Raw genomic sequence first — 16,541 nt, forward strand, 5'->3', positions numbered from 1 at the left:
GATGAAGAAAAGTCAGAAGTTGTTCGGCGCCAGCCTGCTGGCGCTGGCGATCAGCGGATGTGCAGTGACCAGTGAACCGATCGAGCGCAGTGTCAGCGAACAAAGGGCCCGGGCCGACCTGCAAAGCATGTACAAGGGCCAGGAACCGCTGAGCGGGCCGCTGACCCTGCACCAGGCGATGGCCCGCGCGGTGAAATACAACCTCGAAGGCCGCCTGAAAATCATGGAGGAAGCGCTGGCCAAGCGGCAGCTCGACCTCGCCAGTTTCGACATGCTGCCGCGCATGGCGCTGGACGCCGGTTACGTCGGGCGTAACAACGTCAGCGCCTCCAGCAGCCAGAGTGTGCGTACCGGCACTCAGTCTCTGGAACCGTCGACCTCACAGGACCGCGACCGTGACGTCGCCGACCTGACCATGGTCTGGAACGTCCTCGATTTCGGTGTCAGCTACATCAGCGCCAAGCAGCAGGGCGACCAGCGCCTGATCGTTCAGGAGCGCCGACGCAAGGTGATCAACACCATCGTTCAGGACGTGCGCTCGGCCTATTGGCGGGCGATGGCTGCCGAACGTCTGCTCAAGCAGATCGACAGCCTGATGGCGCGAGTCGACACCGCCCGCCGTAACAGCGAAAGCATGAGCGAACAGCGCATCGGTGATCCGGTGCAGTCGCTCGGTTATCAGCGTTCGCTGATCGAAGCGACCCGGCAACTGGAAGAACAACGCCGCGCGCTGTCGCTGGCGAAAACCGAACTGGCGACCCTGATCAACCTGCCGCTGGGCACCAACCTGACCCTGGCCACCGATGACGGTTACCGGATCCCGGAACTCAAGGTCGATCTGAGCAAACTCGAACAGGAAGCCCTGACCAGCCGTCCGGAACTGCGCGAGCAGGATTACCAGACCCGGATCAGCGCCGCCGAAACCCGCAAGGCCATGCTGCGTCTGCTGCCGGGTCTGGAGTTCTCCGCCGGCGGGCACTACGACAGCAACTCGTTCCTGGTCGAACAGGGCTGGGCCGACTACGGCGTCAAAGTCACCTGGAACCTGTTCAACGTGATCTCTGCCCCGGCGGCCATCGATGTGGCGAAGGCCGGTGAAGAAGTGGCAACCGCGCGGCGTCAGGCGATGTCGATTGCAGTGCTGGCGCAGCTCTACGTGGCCAACGCCAACTATCAGGAGGCGCTGCGCCAGTTCAAGACCAACCAGCAACTGTCGGACATCGACGGGCAAATCGTCGGTCAGTTGCGCAACCGTCGTCAGGCCGACGGCATTGGTGAGCTGGACCTGATTCAGGGCGAACTCAACACCTTGCAGGCCGATCTGCGTCGCGATCTGTCCTACGCCGATCTGCGCAACGCCTATGGCCAGATCTTCGCCAGCGCTGGCCTCGATCCGCTGCCGGATCAGGTGCAGTCGACCGAGGTCCAGTCGATCGCCACCGCGCTGGCCAACCGCGAAGCCGCGTGGGCCTCGGGGGATATTTCGCTGCCGGTGGCCCATGCCGCCGCGCAGTGACGTATTGGCGCCGACCGCCAGCATCAGCCGTGCCCAACGCGAGGCCCGCAACGGCCATCGCGGCACGGCAATGCTGCTGACCGGCTTGCCGGCGGCGGGCAAATCGACCCTTGCCCAGGCGTTGCATGCCGAGTTGTTCAGTCGTGGTCTGCAAAGTGTGGTGCTCGATGGCGATGGCCTGCGCGTCGGGCTCAACCGTGACCTGGGTTTTACCGATGCCGACCGCCTGGAAAACATCCGCCGCGCCAGTGAGCTGGCGGCGTTGCTGGTGGAGAACGGGCAGATCGTGATTCTGGCGATGATCGCGCCGTTGGCGGAACTGCGCGAAGTGTTTGCCCGCCGTTTGGGCGAGGATTATCGCGAGGTCTGGTGCAGCGCCGCGCTGGCAGTGTGCGAGCAGCGCGATCCGAAAGGGCATTACGCCCGGGCCCGGCGTGGCGAGCTGGCCGGGTTCACCGGCGTGTCGGCGCCTTACGAGGCGCCGGCCCAGGCTTCGCTGGTGCTCGACACCGGCACGCTGACGGTCGAATCCTGTCTCGACCGGTTGCTGACCTGGCTCGGCGAATCCGCGGTGTTGCCCAAGGCATGAGCCGGCCGGCGTTCTCACGGTTGCCGCTGACCGCGGATCTGCCATTGCTGTTGCAGGCGCTGGCGGCGATTGACGACGCTGCCTGGCGCGGTCATTTCAACACCGCTTATTTCGCCGGCGACTGGAGCGGTGTGGCGCTGATTTCCGCCGCCGACGCGCTGACCGAACTGTCCCCCGGCAGTGCCGAACCCGTTCAACGCCCCCCTTGGCTGAATGACCGTCGCTGGCAGCAGGCCCTGCGGGATCTGCCGCTGGAAATCGTCAGTGCTCGGCTGTTGCGACTGGGACCGGGCGGACAGATTCATGAACATCGCGACTACGACCTTGAGGGCGCGGACGCCGATTTGCGCCTGCACATTCCGCTGCTCAGTCCGCCTGCCGTGGACTTCTGGCTCGACGGCCAGCGGATGCCGATGAGGGCCGGGGAATGCTGGTTTCTTGATCTTGCCCGGCCGCATCGGGTCGACAATCGCGACCGCACGGCACGGGTTCATCTGGTGCTCGATTGCCGCCCCGCGCCCTGGCTGGAGCAGATGATTGTTGACGGTTTGCCGAGCACTCCGCTGCCTGATGGCGCGGAGACGGCGCTGCAGCGTTTTCAACGGTTGCTGGTCACGGATCCGTTGCTGTCCGCAACGTTGCAGGCACTGCACGACCCTGACGCATTCACCGCTCAGACGCTGGCGCTGGCCGCTGAACGCGGTCTGCACTTTTCCCGTGAAGAACTGCTGGCGGCGATGCGCAACGGTCGCCGGTCATGGAACGAACAATGGCGCCTGTGAATTTCGACGGCTGGTTGCCGATCCGCGTCTGGAAAACCGCCGGGCAATGGCAGGTCGACTGGTGCTGGTTTGGTGACACGCCGCTGCATCAGCCGTTCTTTCGTGAGGCCGTCGAAGACGCGTTGCACCTGCCGTTCAATCAGGCGTTTCGCCGGCAAACACCCTTGTCGGCGCTCATGGATTGGCAAGCGCTCAGTCCGGGGCTGCCGCCGAGCGCCTTCATCCTGCACGCCTCGCGTTGCGGTTCGACGCTGATCAGCCAGATGCTCGCCCGGCTCGACGATCACATCGTGGTCTCGGAGCCGCCGCCCCTTGATGCCTTGCTACGCAGTGGTCTTCCGGACGAAGAACGCCGCGCGGCCATCGCCGGATTGCTCTCGGCGTACGGTCAGCGGCGGCGCGGTACGGAGCAGCGGCTGGTGATCAAGCTCGACGCCTGGAACATCGGCGAATGGCCGCTGCTGCGCGAGTGTTTTGCCGATACGCCGTGGCTGTTTGTCTATCGCGATCCGCTGGAAATCGCCGTCTCGCACCTGCGCCGCCCCGGCCTGCACATGGTGCCGGGTGCGCTCGGCGATTGTGTGCTGGACGATGATTTGCCCTTCGAGGGGCGTGAGGACTTCATCGCCCGGCGCCTGGGGCGCCTGTTGGAGGCGGGGTGGGTGCATTGTCGTGAGTCTGCCGGGCTGGCGGTCAATTACAGCGAATTGCCCGACGCGATGAGCGGGCGGCTGGCGCGGTTTTTCGGGCTCAGCGCCACGCAGTGTGAACAGGCGCTGACAGCGACGGCGCAGCACGCGAAGCAGCCGTCACAACCCTTTGTCGTCGATGGCGAACACAAACGCCGGGAGGCATCGGCGCTGTTGCGGGCACGGATCGAAGATTGCGCCCGTGCGCCCTATGTCGCGCTGGAACGCTTGCGTGCGCTCACGATTTCGCCGACAGATCCGCCATACCCTTGAGCAGTTCGATCGGCAACGGAAAGACGATGGTCGAGCTCTTGTCGCCGGCGATCGAACTCAAGGTCTGCATGTAGCGCAGTTGCATGGCGCCGGGCTGGCGACCGAGCATTTCGGCGGCCTGCATGAGTTTTTCCGAGGCCTGCAATTCGCCTTCGGCGTGGATCACTTTGGCTCGCCGCTCCCGTTCGGCTTCGGCCTGCTTGGCGATGGCGCGCACCATCGATTCGTTGAGATCGACGTGCTTGATTTCGACGTTGGCGACCTTGATTCCCCAGGCGTCGGTCTGGGCGTCGAGCACTTGCTGGATGTCGATGTTCAGGCGTTCGCGTTCGGCCAGCAGTTCGTCCAGCTCATGTTTGCCGAGGACCGCGCGCAGGGTGGTCTGGGCCAGTTGGCTGGTGGCCATGAGGAAATCTTCAACCTGGATGATCGCTTTCTGTGGGTCGAGCACGCGGAAGTACAGCACCGCGTTGACCTTCACCGACACGTTGTCGCGGGTGATCACGTCCTGTGGCGGCACGTCGAGGACGATGGTGCGCAGGTCGACCCGGACCATTTGCTGCACCACCGGGATCAGCAGGATCAGCCCTGGCCCCTTGACCTGCCAGAAGCGTCCGAGCTGGAACACCACCCCGCGTTCGTATTCGCGCAGGATGCGGAACGTCGAGCCGGCCAGGGCGATCAGCAACAGCAGCAGCGCGACAAAACCGATTTGCAGACCCATGATCACTCTCCGAGCGGTGCCGCGTCAGTCGCGGCCACTTGCAGCAACAGACCCTTGCGCCCGACCACCCGCACCGGTTGCCCGGTGTGCAGCGGCGTGGCGCTCAGCACCTGCCAGCGTTCTCCCTGCAACTGCACCCAGCCGTTGCGGCTGTCTTCCGGTTGCACCACGGTCACCGCCGTGACACTGCCGAGCAGGCCGGCATCGCCGCTGACCGGGTGGCGCGGTCGGGTTTTCAGGGCGCGGATCAACAGTGCGATCAGCAACAGGGCGCTGACCAGGCCGAGGCCGATCATCATCGGTACCGGCAGTTCGGCGTTGCTCAGGATCAGCGCGCCGATCACGAACATGACGATGCCGCCGAGGCCGATCACCCCGTAGTTGGGCAGCGCGGCTTCGGCGATCAGAAACGCGATGCCCAAGGTGATCAGCCACAGACCGACCGGGTTCACAGCGGTAAACGGGGTATCTGCCGCAACCACCGATCCACTCAGCAGCACCAGGGCAAACGCACAGCAACGGATGTTCACGTGACCCTCCGCGAGAGTCAGGGGTTGTTCTTACAGTCTAGTTGAGGCTGTGGCTGGATGAATTTTGATCAATTCTCCCCGCCCCGCCAGTGGGCGGATTTCCCGGTGTGCGCGGCCGACGGGACTAGACTTTGAAGGACAGCCACAGCGTTTCATTACCGTCCGCCGCGCAGCGTCGGCGGGCACCGAGGTGCATCATGCGTATGGCCAAGAAAGTGCAGAGCAGCCTCAACCGGGCGCAATGCGAATATGACATCGTCACCCACCCGCACTCGTCCAGCAGCCTGGAAACGGCGCGGGTCTCCGGGATTGCCGCAGAGCGGGTGGCCAAATCGGTGATCCTGGACGACCGTCACGGGCACTACCTGATGGCGGTGCTGCCCGCCAGCCGCCACCTGGACTTGAGCAAGGTGCGCAGCAGCGGCGAATGGCAAATCACCCGCGAAAGCAATCTGGCGCACATTTTCGACGACTGCGAACGCGGTGCCGTACCGCCACTGGGCGATTCATACGGCCTGGACATGGTCATCGACCCGCTGCTGACCCGGCAGAAAGACATCTACCTGGAAGCCGGCAACCACAACAACCTGCTGCACATGAGCATGCCCGAATTCCTGAAAATGGTGCCGCATGCGCAGGTGCGGGAGTTGAGTCAGTAGCTGTTTTAGCGTCTGTGCCGACGCCATCGCGAGCAAGCTCGCTCCCACAGGTTCTGCGCTAAACCTGTGGGAGCGGGCCTGCTCGCGAAAAATCTTTCACACCCTATAAATCTCGCAGGAGTTCCGACATGGAAAACCCGACGCACAGCCTCCCATCCTTGTTCAAGCAACTCGGCCTGGACAACGACCCGGTCAGCATCGACCAGTTCATCGCCACCCATTCCCCGCTCAAACCGGAACTGCACCTGTGCGACGCGTTTTTCTGGAGCAAGAGCCAGGCGGATTTCCTGCGGGACGAAATTCTCGATGATGCGGATTGGGCGGAGGTGGTGGATCAGTTGGATGTAATGTTGAGGAAGGGGCGGGGAATGTAAAAAAAATGATCGAAAAGACCGAAATGTAAAAAAATTTGTGAGCTGTAAAAAAATCAGCGCAAAAGTCAGGTTGAGATAGTTTTTCTGAATTCGCCTTCGGACATGAATTTGTTTCAAAACTTGACTGAATTTCCCCACCAATGCGATATTGATAGTTAGCAAACTAACAGTGTGTGCATTCCCTCGTGCCGAATAACCTCGACGCTCTCCAGATGAACATCAGCAGTGCCATGGTGGTGGCCGCCAGGCATTGGCGGAAGATCTGCCAGACCACGCTGGTCAACTATGGAATTTCCGAAGCCTGCGCCGTCCCGTTGTTGATGATCGGGCGGCTGGGCGAGGGGGTGCGCCAGGTGCAGGTGGCGCAGGCAGCAGGGATGGAGTCGCCGTCGCTGGTGCGCCTGCTCGATCAGTTGTGTCACGCCGGATTTGTCTGCCGCACCGAAGATGCCCAGGACCGTCGCGCCAAATGCCTGAGCCTGACCGACACCGGCCGTGAGCTGGTGCAAGCGGTGGAGGCGCAACTGGTGCGTCTGCGTCATGAAGTGCTCGAAGGCATCGACCAGCGCGATCTGGAGGCTACGCTTCGAGTACTGAGAGCTTTCGAGGCGGCCACTCCGCCAACGGTGATCAATCCGTGAACGGGTTCTTTTCCGGCATGCCCCCGGCGCGGGACTGGTTCTACGGGGTCCGCACGTTTGCGGCCTCGATGACCGCGCTGTACATCGCCTTGCTCATGCAGATGCCGCGCCCGTACTGGGCGATGGCCACGGTGTACATCGTTTCCAGCCCTTTCCTCGGGCCGACCAGTTCCAAGGCGTTGTATCGGGCGATCGGCACGTTTCTCGGTGCTGCGGCGGCGGTGCTGTTCGTGCCGATGTTCGTCCAGAGCCCGTATGTGCTGGTGGTGGTCATCGCCTTGTGGACGGGGATTTTGCTGTTCTTGTCCCTGCACCTGCGCACCGCCAACAACTACGCGCTGATGCTGGCCGGCTACACCTTGCCGCTGATCGCCCTGCCGGTGGTGGATAACCCGCTGGCGGTGTGGGACGTGGCCGAGTCGCGGACTGAAGAGATCTTTCTCGGCATCGCCGTGGCGGCGGTGGTCGGTGCGATGTTCTGGCCACGACGCCTGGCACCGGTGTTCAACGATGCCGTGGGCAAATGGTTCGCCGACGCCACGACCTACAGCCTGAAATTCCTCAGCCGCGACGTGCAGCCCGAGGAAGTCACCGCCCTGCGCATGGCCATGGTCGGCAGTTTCAACAGCCTGGAATTGATGATCGGCCAGTTGCCGCACGAAGGTGCGCGGCCGCAGACGGTGCGCAACACCAAGGAACTGCGCGGGCGGATGATTCACCTGCTGCCGGTGATCGATGCCCTCGAAGACTCGCTTTACGCCCTCGAACGGCGCACGCCCGAGCTGGTGGAAAAGTTCGCGCCGCTGCTCACTGCGACCCGCGAATGGCTCGACCACAAAGACGCCGATCTCGGCCGCTGGCAAGCCCTGCGGGATCAGCTCGAAGCGCTGCAACCGAGCGCCGAAGCCCTCGAAGATCGCAAACAGTTGCTGTTTTCCAACGCGCTGTACCGCCTCGGTGAATTTATCGACCTGTGGCAGGACTGTCGCAGCCTGCAGGACGCGATCCTGTGCGAGCGCCAGGACAGCTGGCGCGCGGTCTATCGCCACTGGCGCCTCGGTCGCCTGACGCCATTCATCGACCGTGGGCTGATGCTGTATTCGGTGGCCTCGACCATCCTGGCGATCATCGTCGCCTCGGTACTGTGGATCCTGCTCGGCTGGACCGACGGCGGCAGCGCGGTGATTCTGGCGGCGGTGTCGTGCAGTTTCTTCGCCTCGATGGACGACCCGGCGCCGCAGATCTACCGGTTCTTTTTCTGGACCGGGATGTCGGTGCTGTTCGCCAGCCTGTACCTGTTTCTGGTGTTGCCGAACCTGCATGACTTTCCGATGCTGGTGCTGGCGTTCGCGGTGCCGTTCATCTGTGTCGGCACCCTGACGGTGCAGCCCCGTTTCTACCTCGGCATGCTGCTGACGCTGGTCAACACCTCGTCGTTCATCAGTATTTCCGGTGCTTACGACGCGGACTTCTTTGCCTTCGTCAATTCCAACCTGGCGGGCCCGATTGGGTTGTTGTTCGCGTTTATCTGGACCCTGATCGCCCGGCCGTTCGGCGCCGAACTGGCGGCCAAACGCCTGACCCGTTTCAGCTGGAAAGACATCGTCAGCATGACCGAACCGGCCAACCTCGCCGAACATCGACAACTCGGCGTGCAATTGCTCGACCGCCTGATGCAGCACCTGCCGCGTCTGGCGCTGACCGGGCAGGACACCGGCATCGCCATGCGCGAAGTGCGCGTGGGGCTGAACCTGCTCGACCTGCTCGCCTATACGCCGCGAGTGACGGGCGCGCCGAACGCGCTGCTCAAGCAAGTAGTGGCTGAGGTTGGCGAGTATTTCCGGGCCTGTCTCAAGGCCGGGGAACGCCTGCCGGCGCCGAGCGCCCTGCTGATGACCATGGATCGCACCCGCCGTGCGCTCAGCGGCCACGGCGATGAAGACACCCGACTCAACCTGTTGCATGCCTTGAGCGGTTTGCGCCTGGCGCTGTTGCCCGGCGTGGAATTCGTTTCCAACGCAGAGCCCGAAGAACCGCTGCCCGAAGGAGCGCCCCTATGATCGGTGATCTGGACATCAGCGGCATATTCCTGCCGACCCTGCTGGTGTTGATGGGCATCACTTATGTGCTGTTTGTGTTGGTACACGGCGTGCTCACACGCCTGCATTTCTACCGTCTGGTCTGGCACCGGGCATTGTTCAACGTGGCTCTCTACGCCGTGATGCTGTACGGCGTGGATTCACTCAGTCGATACCTGATGACATGAAAAAACCGTTTCTGACCCTCGGTCGCGTCGTCCTGACGCTGCTGATCGTGACTTTCGCCGTCGTCGTGGTCTGGCGCATGGTGATGTATTACATGTTCGCGCCCTGGACCCGCGACGGCCACATTCGCGCCGACATCGTGCAGATCGCCCCGGACGTGTCCGGGCTGATCCAGCAGGTCGAAGTGAAGGACAACCAGTTGGTGAAGCGCGGCCAGGTGCTGTTCAGCATCGACCAGGACCGTTTCAAACTGGCGCTGCGCCAGGCCAGGGCGGCGGTCGCCGATCGCGAAGAAACCCTGGCTCAGGCGCAGCGTGAAGCCAAGCGTAACCGTGGTCTGGGCAATCTGGTGCCGGCCGAACAGCTGGAAGAAAGCCTGTCGAAAGTGGCCCGCGCGCAATCGGCCCTGGCCGAAGCGCTGGTGGCGGTGGACAGCGCTCAGCTCAACCTCGATCGCTCGGTGATCCGCAGCCCGGTGGACGGCTACGTCAACGACCGTGCGCCACGCTCGCAGGAATTCGTCACCGCCGGGCGTCCGGTGTTGTCGGTGGTCGACAGCAATTCGTTCCACATCGACGGCTATTTCGAAGAGACCAAACTCGACGGCATCCATGTCGGGCAGTCGGTGGATATCCGCGTGATCGGCGACCGCGCTCGCCTGCGCGGGCACGTCGAAAGCATCGTCGCCGGCATCGAAGACCGTGACCGTTCGAGCGGCAGCAACCTGCTGCCCAACGTCAATCCGGCGTTCAGCTGGGTACGTCTGGCGCAACGGATTCCGGTGCGCATTGCCTTCGACGATGTGCCGGATGACTTCCGCATGATCGCCGGGCGTACCGCCACTGTGTCGATCATCGACGATCAACCGCAGGAGCCCGCCAAATGAGCAGGGCTCTGATGATCGCCGGTTTGGGCATGATGCTGTCGGCCTGCTCGATGGTCGGGCCGGACTACCACGTGCCCGAAGACGCGGCGATCCAGCGCAAGGATTTCCAGGGCGACCTGGCGGTGGCCGGCAAACCGGTGGTGTCGGCCCCGGTGCCGGCGGACTGGTGGCGGCTGTATCAGGATCCGCGTCTGGATCAACTGGTGCAGCAGGCCATGGCGTCCAACACCGATCTGCGGGTGGCGGCGGCGAACCTGTCGCGGGCCCGTGCGCAGGTCGATGAAGCCGAAGCGGCCGGTGGCTGGAGCGGCGGCGTGAAGATGGGCGCGCAACGCTTGCAGGAATCCGGCGAGGCATTCCTGCTGCCGGAGAAAGTGCCGGTGGCCAACATCGGCGATATCGGCATCAGTGCGTCCTATCAGTTCGATCTGTGGGGCACGTTGCAACGCGGGATCGAAGCGGCGAAGGCCAACGCCGACGCGACCCAGGCCGCGGCCGATACCGCGCGCATCACTCTGGTCGCCGACGTGGTGCGGGCCTACACCCAGGTCTGCGCGGCCAACGAGGAACAGGAAATCGCCCAGCATTCCCTCGACCTGCAATCCCAGAGCACCAGCCTGATCCAGCGTCTGCGCGATGCCGGGCGCGGCGACGAAACCCAGGTGACCCGTTCGCAGACCCAATTCAAATCCTTGCGCGCCGACATGCCGCGTTATGAGGCGGCGCGGCAGGCCGGGTTGTTCCGGCTGTCGATGCTGCTGGCCAAGCCTGTCGATCAATTGCCGGCCGGCACCGCGACCTGTGCCGAGCTGCCGAAAATCGCCCAACTGGTGCCAGTCGGTGACGGCGCCGCGCTGCTCAAGCGCCGGCCGGACATCCGCCAGGCCGAGCGGCGTCTGGCGGCCGCGACCGCCGGTATCGGCATCGCCACCGGCGAGCTGTACCCGGACATCAGTTTCGGCGCGACGATCGGCACCGTCGGCATTCTCGACAACCTGGGCAAACCGTCCACCAACCGCTGGGGCTTCGGCCCGTCGCTGAGCTGGAGCGTGCCGACCAACGGCGCCCGGGCCCGCATCCGTGAAGCCGAAGCCACGACCCAGGGCGCGCTGGCGCATTTCGACGGCGTGGTGCTCAACGCCATCCGCGAAACCCAGACAGGTCTGTCCCAGTACTCCGCGCTGCTGCAACGCCGCGATGCACTGGCCGATGCCGAACAGTCGGCAAAACTGGCGGCGGACCAGACGCACCGCTTCTTCCAGGCCGGCCGCGAGTCGTTCCTCGCCGACCTGCAGGCCACCCGCACCTACACCGATGTCACCGCGCAACTGGCCGCGGCCAACACCCAGGTTGCCATGAGCCAGATCGATTTGTTCCTCGCCCTGGGCGGCGGTTGGGAAAGCGGACGAACGCAAGCCTCGAGCGCCAGCAAACCCTGAGGCCGTTGCTATGCTTTGAAGTATTGAAAGGGCGCCCCGAACCAGGCGCCTTTTCAGTGCACATCGCTAGCGCAGGTCTAGGGGAAACCAATAATGAAAAACCCTTACGCTCTCGGCTTCTGGTGCGCCCTGGTAGCCCTGGTGCTGCTGTCGGCCACCTATTTCTACGGCATCATGCTGGCTCATCAGATTGACAAGGCAATGGTCTTCCTCGACAGCACCGTGGCGTTGATCGCAGTCATGGCGATCGTGGTCGTGGCGTCGGCGCTGGTGCAGACCCAACGACTCAAGAAACGCCAGCTCGAGCAAAGCAAGACACTGCTGCTGATCTGGGACACCAAAGTTGCGCTGCGCAAAGTCGAAACCGTGTTCGACCGCTATTTCTGGGGCGGCTACTGGCAGCCGGGGCGTACCTTCGCCGAAGTCATGGGCGAGCTCACTGGCACGCCGCTGGAAAAAAGCCTCGAAGCCCTGAAAAAACAATGTCTGGCCCTCGACCGACAAGTTGCCGGCGACGGCTGGCACTGGCTCAACAACGCCCGCGAACTGTCGGACGTCGCCACAGCCATGGCCCGCGAGCGTTATCAACTGGATTTTTGCGACCCGCGCAGCGACGGGCCGGGCGGAGCGGTGATCGACCGGGATTTCGAAGTGCTGGTGTACACCTGGACCGCGCGGCTGAAAAGCTTCGATCATCAGCTCGATGAAATCGAGGTGCAATATTCCTGATCAGTAAAAGATCGCCGAACCCGGCGATCTTTTTGTTTGTCCATGTCTTGTCGACACTCTTTAACCTTTAAACATTGGGCTACCAGGCGCGCCCGGTGCTAATCTCCACCGCTAAATTCAGCGGAGTCGCGCCACGGCCCGGTCACGGGTTCAGGGAAGACGACCACACTTTCAGCCACGGAAATCGATCAGGTCATTCATGAATAAATCAGCAGGCGTGCTTCTCGGAATTGTTGTGGCCATTGGCGCCATCAGCGTAGGCGGGGCCTGGTACACCGGCACCAAAATCGAAGGCGTGCTGAATAATGCCGTCGCCAATGCCAACAGCGAGTTGCAGACCGCCATGGCCGGCTCCAACGGCAGTGCATCGCTGGAGCTGGTGTCGCTGGAGCGCAACACCTTCAGCAGCACCGCGCACTATCGCCTCAAGGGCGAGGGTGAAATGTTCGGCGAAGCGCCGGTCGAGCTGCTGTTCGTCGACCACATCGAACACGGCCCGCTGCCGTTCTCGCGTCTGGTTTCGCTGAAATGGCTGCCGGTCATGGCCACCAGTCACTTCGAACTGGAAAAGACCCCGATCACCGAAAAATGGTTTGCCGCCACCAAGGGCGCGGCGCCGCTCAAAGGTGTGGTCAATATCGGCTACGACCAGTCCACCACCGGCAACCTCGAACTGCTGCCACTGGAAACCGCGCTGGATGATAAGTCGAACCTGAAGTTTTCCGGCTTGAACATGGATATTTCCGCCAGCGCCCAGGCCCAGAAGGTCAAAGCCAACGGTTACATGGACAGCCTGCACCTGAGCACGGTCGCCGAAGACCAGACGCCGGTGCAGATCGAACTCAATGGCCTGACCCTGGCCAGCAATCTCGCCAAAAGCACCTACGGCTACTACACCGGCGAGAACACCCTGGAACTGACCAGCAGCAAGACCACCTTCGGCGCCAAGCAGTCGGTGCTGGGTGTGAAGAACTTCGAAATGAAGAACCGTACCGAAGAGAACGGCAGCAACGCCTCCGGCCGTGCCGACTACAAGGTCGCTGAAGTAACCCTCAACGACAAGAAGATCGGTTCGGCCAACCTGGCCATGAGCCTGAAAAACCTCGACATCCCGTCGGCGATGTCGCTGATGCAGATCTACCAGACCAAGCTGCAGCCTTACGAAAAAGCCGCTGCCGAAGCCACCGCCGCCGGCCTGCCGGCACCGGAGCTGAACCTGACCGAGGCCGAGTCGACCCAGGTCAAGGCCGACCTGCAGAAACTGCTGGCGGCCGGGCCGCAACTGGCGCTGGAAGACCTGTCGCTGAAAACCGCCAACGGCGAAAGCCGGGCGAATCTGGTGCTTGATCTGACCAAGCCTGCGTCGATGGACTTGCCACCGGATCAACTGGGCAAACAGTTGATCGCGCTGCTGGACATCAATGTGTTGGTGTCCAAGCCGATGCTGGTCGACCTGCTCAGCGTGCAGGCGCAAATCGATGGCCAGACCGATGCCAAGGCCATCGTTGACCAGGCCAGCGCTGGCGCTGACATGTTCGCCGGCATGGCCGTTGGTTCGCAGTTGGCGACACTGGATGGCACCAACGTTGTCACCAAGCTGCATTACGCCGCCAATCAGGTTGAATTCAACGGCCAGAAGATGACCGTCGAGCAGTTCGTGGGCTTCCTGATGAGCAAGTTCGGCAGTATCGAACAGCCTCAGTAAACGCCCCACGCGTCACCGAAACGCCCGGCCTCTGCACCCGCAGACGCCGGGCGTTTTGCTTTCTGGCATCCGGGTTAACGGTTAGCCGGGGCCAGCCATCGTCACGAATCTGAACAATTATTGTGTTCTGAATATTGACCTACGCTTGCGTGCAAGACTGCTTGGATAAGCTTGGCCAGGCAAATCGACCTGGCCTCCGTTACGAATTGGGCAAGGGGGGCGTTGCTACCCGGCTGGCCATGTAAGGATGCTGACGAATGCCGCGTATTGATGGTCCTGTATTACATCGTGGTTTACGCCCTTTGTTTCGAGTCGCGCTGTGCAGCCAGTTGCTCTGGCCGGCGTTCGCGTTCGCCGACACGGCCTACGATCAAATGGTGCTTGACGCCCGGGCCGGGCATTACACGCCCGCGCTGAGCGTGTTGCGTCAGGTGCCGCCGGCCCAGGCCAGCACCGGCCAGGTCAGCGATCACCTGCAAATCGCCAGTTGGGCCGGGCTCGACGCCGAAGTGGTGCAGGTCTACGAGACTCAGGGCCGTGAGCGTGCACTGCCGGTTCAGGCGCTGACCGCCACCGCCCGGGCTTACCGCAACCTGAAACGCTGGGATCAGGCGATCCAGGTCTACAACAAGGCCCTGACGCTGGAGCCGGACAACGCTGACCTGCAACTCGGTCTGGCGCTGACCCAGGCCGACTCCGGCAAGCCTGACGAAGGGGTGATCCGCGCCCGTTCGCTGGTCGCCGCCAAACCCGATGATCCTTCCCGCCGACTGGCGCTGGGCTACGCCCTGAATCGCGCCGGCAAGCCGTACGACGCGCTGTTCGAATACGACCAGGCCTTCATCCGCGCCGGCAACAAACCCGAGGTCGCCCGCGAATACGTGGTCGCCCTGCAAAAGGCGCGTCTGCCGGAGCCGGCGCTGCGTCTTGCCAGACAGCGTCCGGGGTTGATCGATCCGGTCACCTTGCGGCGTCTGGCAGGCGATCTGGCCGCTGAACGCGTGCGCCTCGCCGAACTGGCCACCCGCAGCGAAAAAGAACGCTACGTGATCGCCGACCGCGCCCTGGCCGACTACGACCAGCTCCTCGCCACCTGGACTCCGGACGCCACCGCCCACGACGACGTGACCCGCTGGCGCATCGACCGCTTGGGCGCACTCAAGGCACGGGCGCGCACCGCCGAAGTCATCAGCGAATATCAGAAGCTGCAAGCCGAAGGCGTGAAGATCCCGACCTACGCCCTGCGCTGGGTGGCGGCGTCCTATCTGGATCAGCGCCAGCCGGAAATCGCCACCGATCTCTACCGTCAGGTGCTGGCAGCGCCAGATGCCGATGTCGGTGACCGACTCGAAGACACCACGGCGCTGTATTACTCGCTGCTGGAAAGCGACCGCGCTGAAGAGGCGCGCAAAGTCGCTGAAGATCAGGCCAGTGCGCAGAAGCCGCGCGTCGAACTCAAGGGCCTGCCGATCGGCAACCCCAACGACGAATGGATGGACGCCCAGCAACTGGCGGCACAGGCCGGCACCTATGGCTCCGACCTGCCTCACGGCGAGGAGCGCTTGCAGACCTTGGTGGATCAGGCGCCGGGCAACATCGGCCTGCGCCTGGCCCAGGCCGATCTGTACCTGGCCCGAAACTGGCCGCGCCGCGCTGAAAACCAGCTCAAGGAAACCGAGAGCATCGCGCCGCGCGACACGGGTTTGGAAGTCGCGCAGGCTCGCACCGCGATGGACTTGCAGGAATGGCGGCAAATGGATGCGCTGACCGATGACGTGGTGGCGCGCTTCCCCGACAACCGTCAGGTCCAGCGTCTGGCCCGCGAGCGTGAAGTGCACGACATGTCCGAGCTGCGTGTCGAAGCCTATGGCGGCAAGGCTAACGGAGGCAGCGGTGGCGATGCCGGCGCGGTCTCCGGTAGCCGGGATTTCGGCATCCAGACCACCCTTTACAGCCCGCCGATCGATGAGGACTGGCGAGTGTTCGCCGGGGCCGGATACGCCACCGGCGATTTTGCCGAAGGCACCGGCCACCACCGCTTCCAGCGTGTCGGCCTGGAACGTCGCACCCGCGACATGACCCTTGAAGCCGAGGTGTCGAACCATTCCTATGGTTTCGGCGACAAGCAGGGCGCTCGCCTGGCGATTGCCCGCGACATCGACGATCACTGGCAATACGGCGGCAGCCTTGAATACCTCTCGGCCGAAACCCCGCTGCGGGCATTGAACAGCGACATCAAGGCCAACGGCGGCAGCGGTTTCATCCGTTGGCGCGCCAACGAGAGCCGCGAGTGGCGGCTGGCGGTCAGCCCGTCGCACTTCAGCGACGGCAACAACCGCGTCGAAGCCTTGCTGACCGGAAAAGAGGGCGTCTACAGCGCGCCGAACCTGCAAGTCGACGCGGGCCTGGAAGTGGGCACCAGCCACAACTCCAAGTCCGATGACGTGCCGTACTTCAACCCGAAGTCGGACTTCAGTGTCATGCCGCTGCTCAACGTCAATCACGTGCTGTACCACCGCTACGAAACCGCCTGGAGCCAGCAGTTCCAGGCCGGTGCGGGGACTTACAGCCAGCGTGATCACGGCACCGGCGGCATGGCATTGCTCGGTTACGGCCAGCGCTACGCCTGGAACGACGTGTTCGAGGTGGGCGGTTTGTTCAGCGTGATCAACCGGCCCTACGACGGTGACCGGGAAACCGATCTGCGTCTGCTCGTCGACCTCACTTTCCGCTTCTAGAAG

Annotated in this window: 16 protein-coding genes; 14 read left to right on the forward strand and 2 right to left on the reverse strand. The window is 63.2% G+C overall.

The window, feature by feature from the left end; translation table 11 throughout:
- The first annotated feature begins 1 nt into the window (after nt 1).
- Genes ACODTD_RS13540 through ACODTD_RS13555 form a run of 4 tightly spaced genes read left to right on the forward strand, consistent with a single transcriptional unit; the run spans nt 2 to nt 3,849 of the window.
- Entirely contained in the window at nt 2-1,516 is a 1,515-nt protein-coding gene (locus ACODTD_RS13540) for a TolC family protein (RefSeq protein ID WP_011331876.1), read from the forward strand.
- Nucleotides 1,500-2,105, forward strand: a complete 606-nt coding sequence (cysC, locus tag ACODTD_RS13545; RefSeq protein ID WP_221615579.1) for an adenylyl-sulfate kinase — start codon at nt 1,500-1,502, stop codon at nt 2,103-2,105. The genes ACODTD_RS13540 and cysC overlap by 17 nt, the downstream gene beginning before the upstream one ends.
- A complete protein-coding gene (locus ACODTD_RS13550) occupies nt 2,102-2,887 on the forward strand; it encodes an aspartyl/asparaginyl beta-hydroxylase domain-containing protein (protein WP_489104928.1) in 786 nt (261 codons plus the stop codon). The genes cysC and ACODTD_RS13550 overlap by 4 nt, the downstream gene beginning before the upstream one ends.
- Nucleotides 2,875-3,849: a sulfotransferase family protein gene (locus ACODTD_RS13555; RefSeq protein WP_489104929.1), complete on the forward strand. Its 975-nt coding sequence runs from the start codon at nt 2,875-2,877 to the stop codon at nt 3,847-3,849. Before ACODTD_RS13550 ends, ACODTD_RS13555 begins: the two co-directional genes overlap by 13 nt.
- On the opposite strand, the gene ACODTD_RS13560 is transcribed toward ACODTD_RS13555, so the two are convergent.
- Nucleotides 3,815-4,573: a slipin family protein gene (locus tag ACODTD_RS13560; protein WP_007957673.1), complete on the reverse strand. Its 759-nt coding sequence runs from the start codon at nt 4,571-4,573 to the stop codon at nt 3,815-3,817. The two genes, ACODTD_RS13555 and ACODTD_RS13560, sit on opposite strands and share 35 nt — an antisense overlap.
- A gap of 2 nt (nt 4,574-4,575) precedes the next feature.
- Nucleotides 4,576-5,103: an NfeD family protein gene (locus ACODTD_RS13565; protein ID WP_489104930.1), complete on the reverse strand. Its 528-nt coding sequence runs from the start codon at nt 5,101-5,103 to the stop codon at nt 4,576-4,578.
- Between the two features lie 197 nt (nt 5,104-5,300).
- Between ACODTD_RS13565 and ACODTD_RS13570 the strand changes: the two genes are divergently transcribed.
- From ACODTD_RS13570 to pgaA, 10 genes are all read left to right on the forward strand, one after another.
- Entirely contained in the window at nt 5,301-5,762 is a 462-nt protein-coding gene (locus ACODTD_RS13570; protein ID WP_007957669.1) for an aminoacyl-tRNA deacylase, read from the forward strand.
- Nucleotides 5,763-5,890: 128 nt separating this feature from the next.
- Nucleotides 5,891-6,136, forward strand: coding sequence for a DUF2789 domain-containing protein (locus ACODTD_RS13575; protein ID WP_011331881.1), 246 nt, complete (start codon nt 5,891-5,893; stop codon nt 6,134-6,136).
- Nucleotides 6,137-6,348: 212 nt separating this feature from the next.
- Nucleotides 6,349-6,777 carry a MarR family winged helix-turn-helix transcriptional regulator gene (locus tag ACODTD_RS13580; RefSeq protein WP_011331882.1) on the forward strand — a complete coding sequence of 143 codons (429 nt, stop codon included), beginning with the start codon at nt 6,349-6,351 and terminating at the stop codon, nt 6,775-6,777.
- Nucleotides 6,774-8,837, forward strand: coding sequence for an FUSC family protein (locus ACODTD_RS13585; RefSeq protein WP_489104931.1), 2,064 nt, complete (start codon nt 6,774-6,776; stop codon nt 8,835-8,837). The genes ACODTD_RS13580 and ACODTD_RS13585 overlap by 4 nt, the downstream gene beginning before the upstream one ends.
- Entirely contained in the window at nt 8,834-9,043 is a 210-nt protein-coding gene (locus ACODTD_RS13590) for a DUF1656 domain-containing protein (RefSeq protein WP_007957657.1), read from the forward strand. The genes ACODTD_RS13585 and ACODTD_RS13590 overlap by 4 nt, the downstream gene beginning before the upstream one ends.
- Nucleotides 9,040-9,927: an efflux RND transporter periplasmic adaptor subunit gene (locus ACODTD_RS13595; protein ID WP_011331884.1), complete on the forward strand. Its 888-nt coding sequence runs from the start codon at nt 9,040-9,042 to the stop codon at nt 9,925-9,927. The genes ACODTD_RS13590 and ACODTD_RS13595 overlap by 4 nt, the downstream gene beginning before the upstream one ends.
- Nucleotides 9,924-11,366 (forward strand): efflux transporter outer membrane subunit, encoded by a 1,443-nt coding sequence (locus tag ACODTD_RS13600; protein ID WP_011331885.1) that lies wholly within the window; start codon nt 9,924-9,926, stop codon nt 11,364-11,366. The genes ACODTD_RS13595 and ACODTD_RS13600 overlap by 4 nt, the downstream gene beginning before the upstream one ends.
- A gap of 93 nt (nt 11,367-11,459) precedes the next feature.
- Complete coding sequence (locus tag ACODTD_RS13605; RefSeq protein ID WP_011331886.1) at nt 11,460-12,095, forward strand: hypothetical protein; 636 nt, start codon at nt 11,460-11,462, stop codon at nt 12,093-12,095.
- Nucleotides 12,096-12,294: 199 nt separating this feature from the next.
- On the forward strand, nt 12,295-13,800 hold the full coding sequence (locus ACODTD_RS13610) for a YdgA family protein (protein WP_011331887.1): 1,506 nt from the start codon (nt 12,295-12,297) through the stop codon (nt 13,798-13,800).
- Between the two features lie 257 nt (nt 13,801-14,057).
- A complete protein-coding gene (gene pgaA / locus ACODTD_RS13615; RefSeq protein ID WP_201817996.1) occupies nt 14,058-16,538 on the forward strand; it encodes a poly-beta-1,6 N-acetyl-D-glucosamine export porin PgaA in 2,481 nt (826 codons plus the stop codon).
- Nucleotides 16,539-16,541 lie beyond the last annotated feature (3 nt).

The sequence above is a fragment of the Pseudomonas sp. FG35 genome (assembly GCF_057809295.1).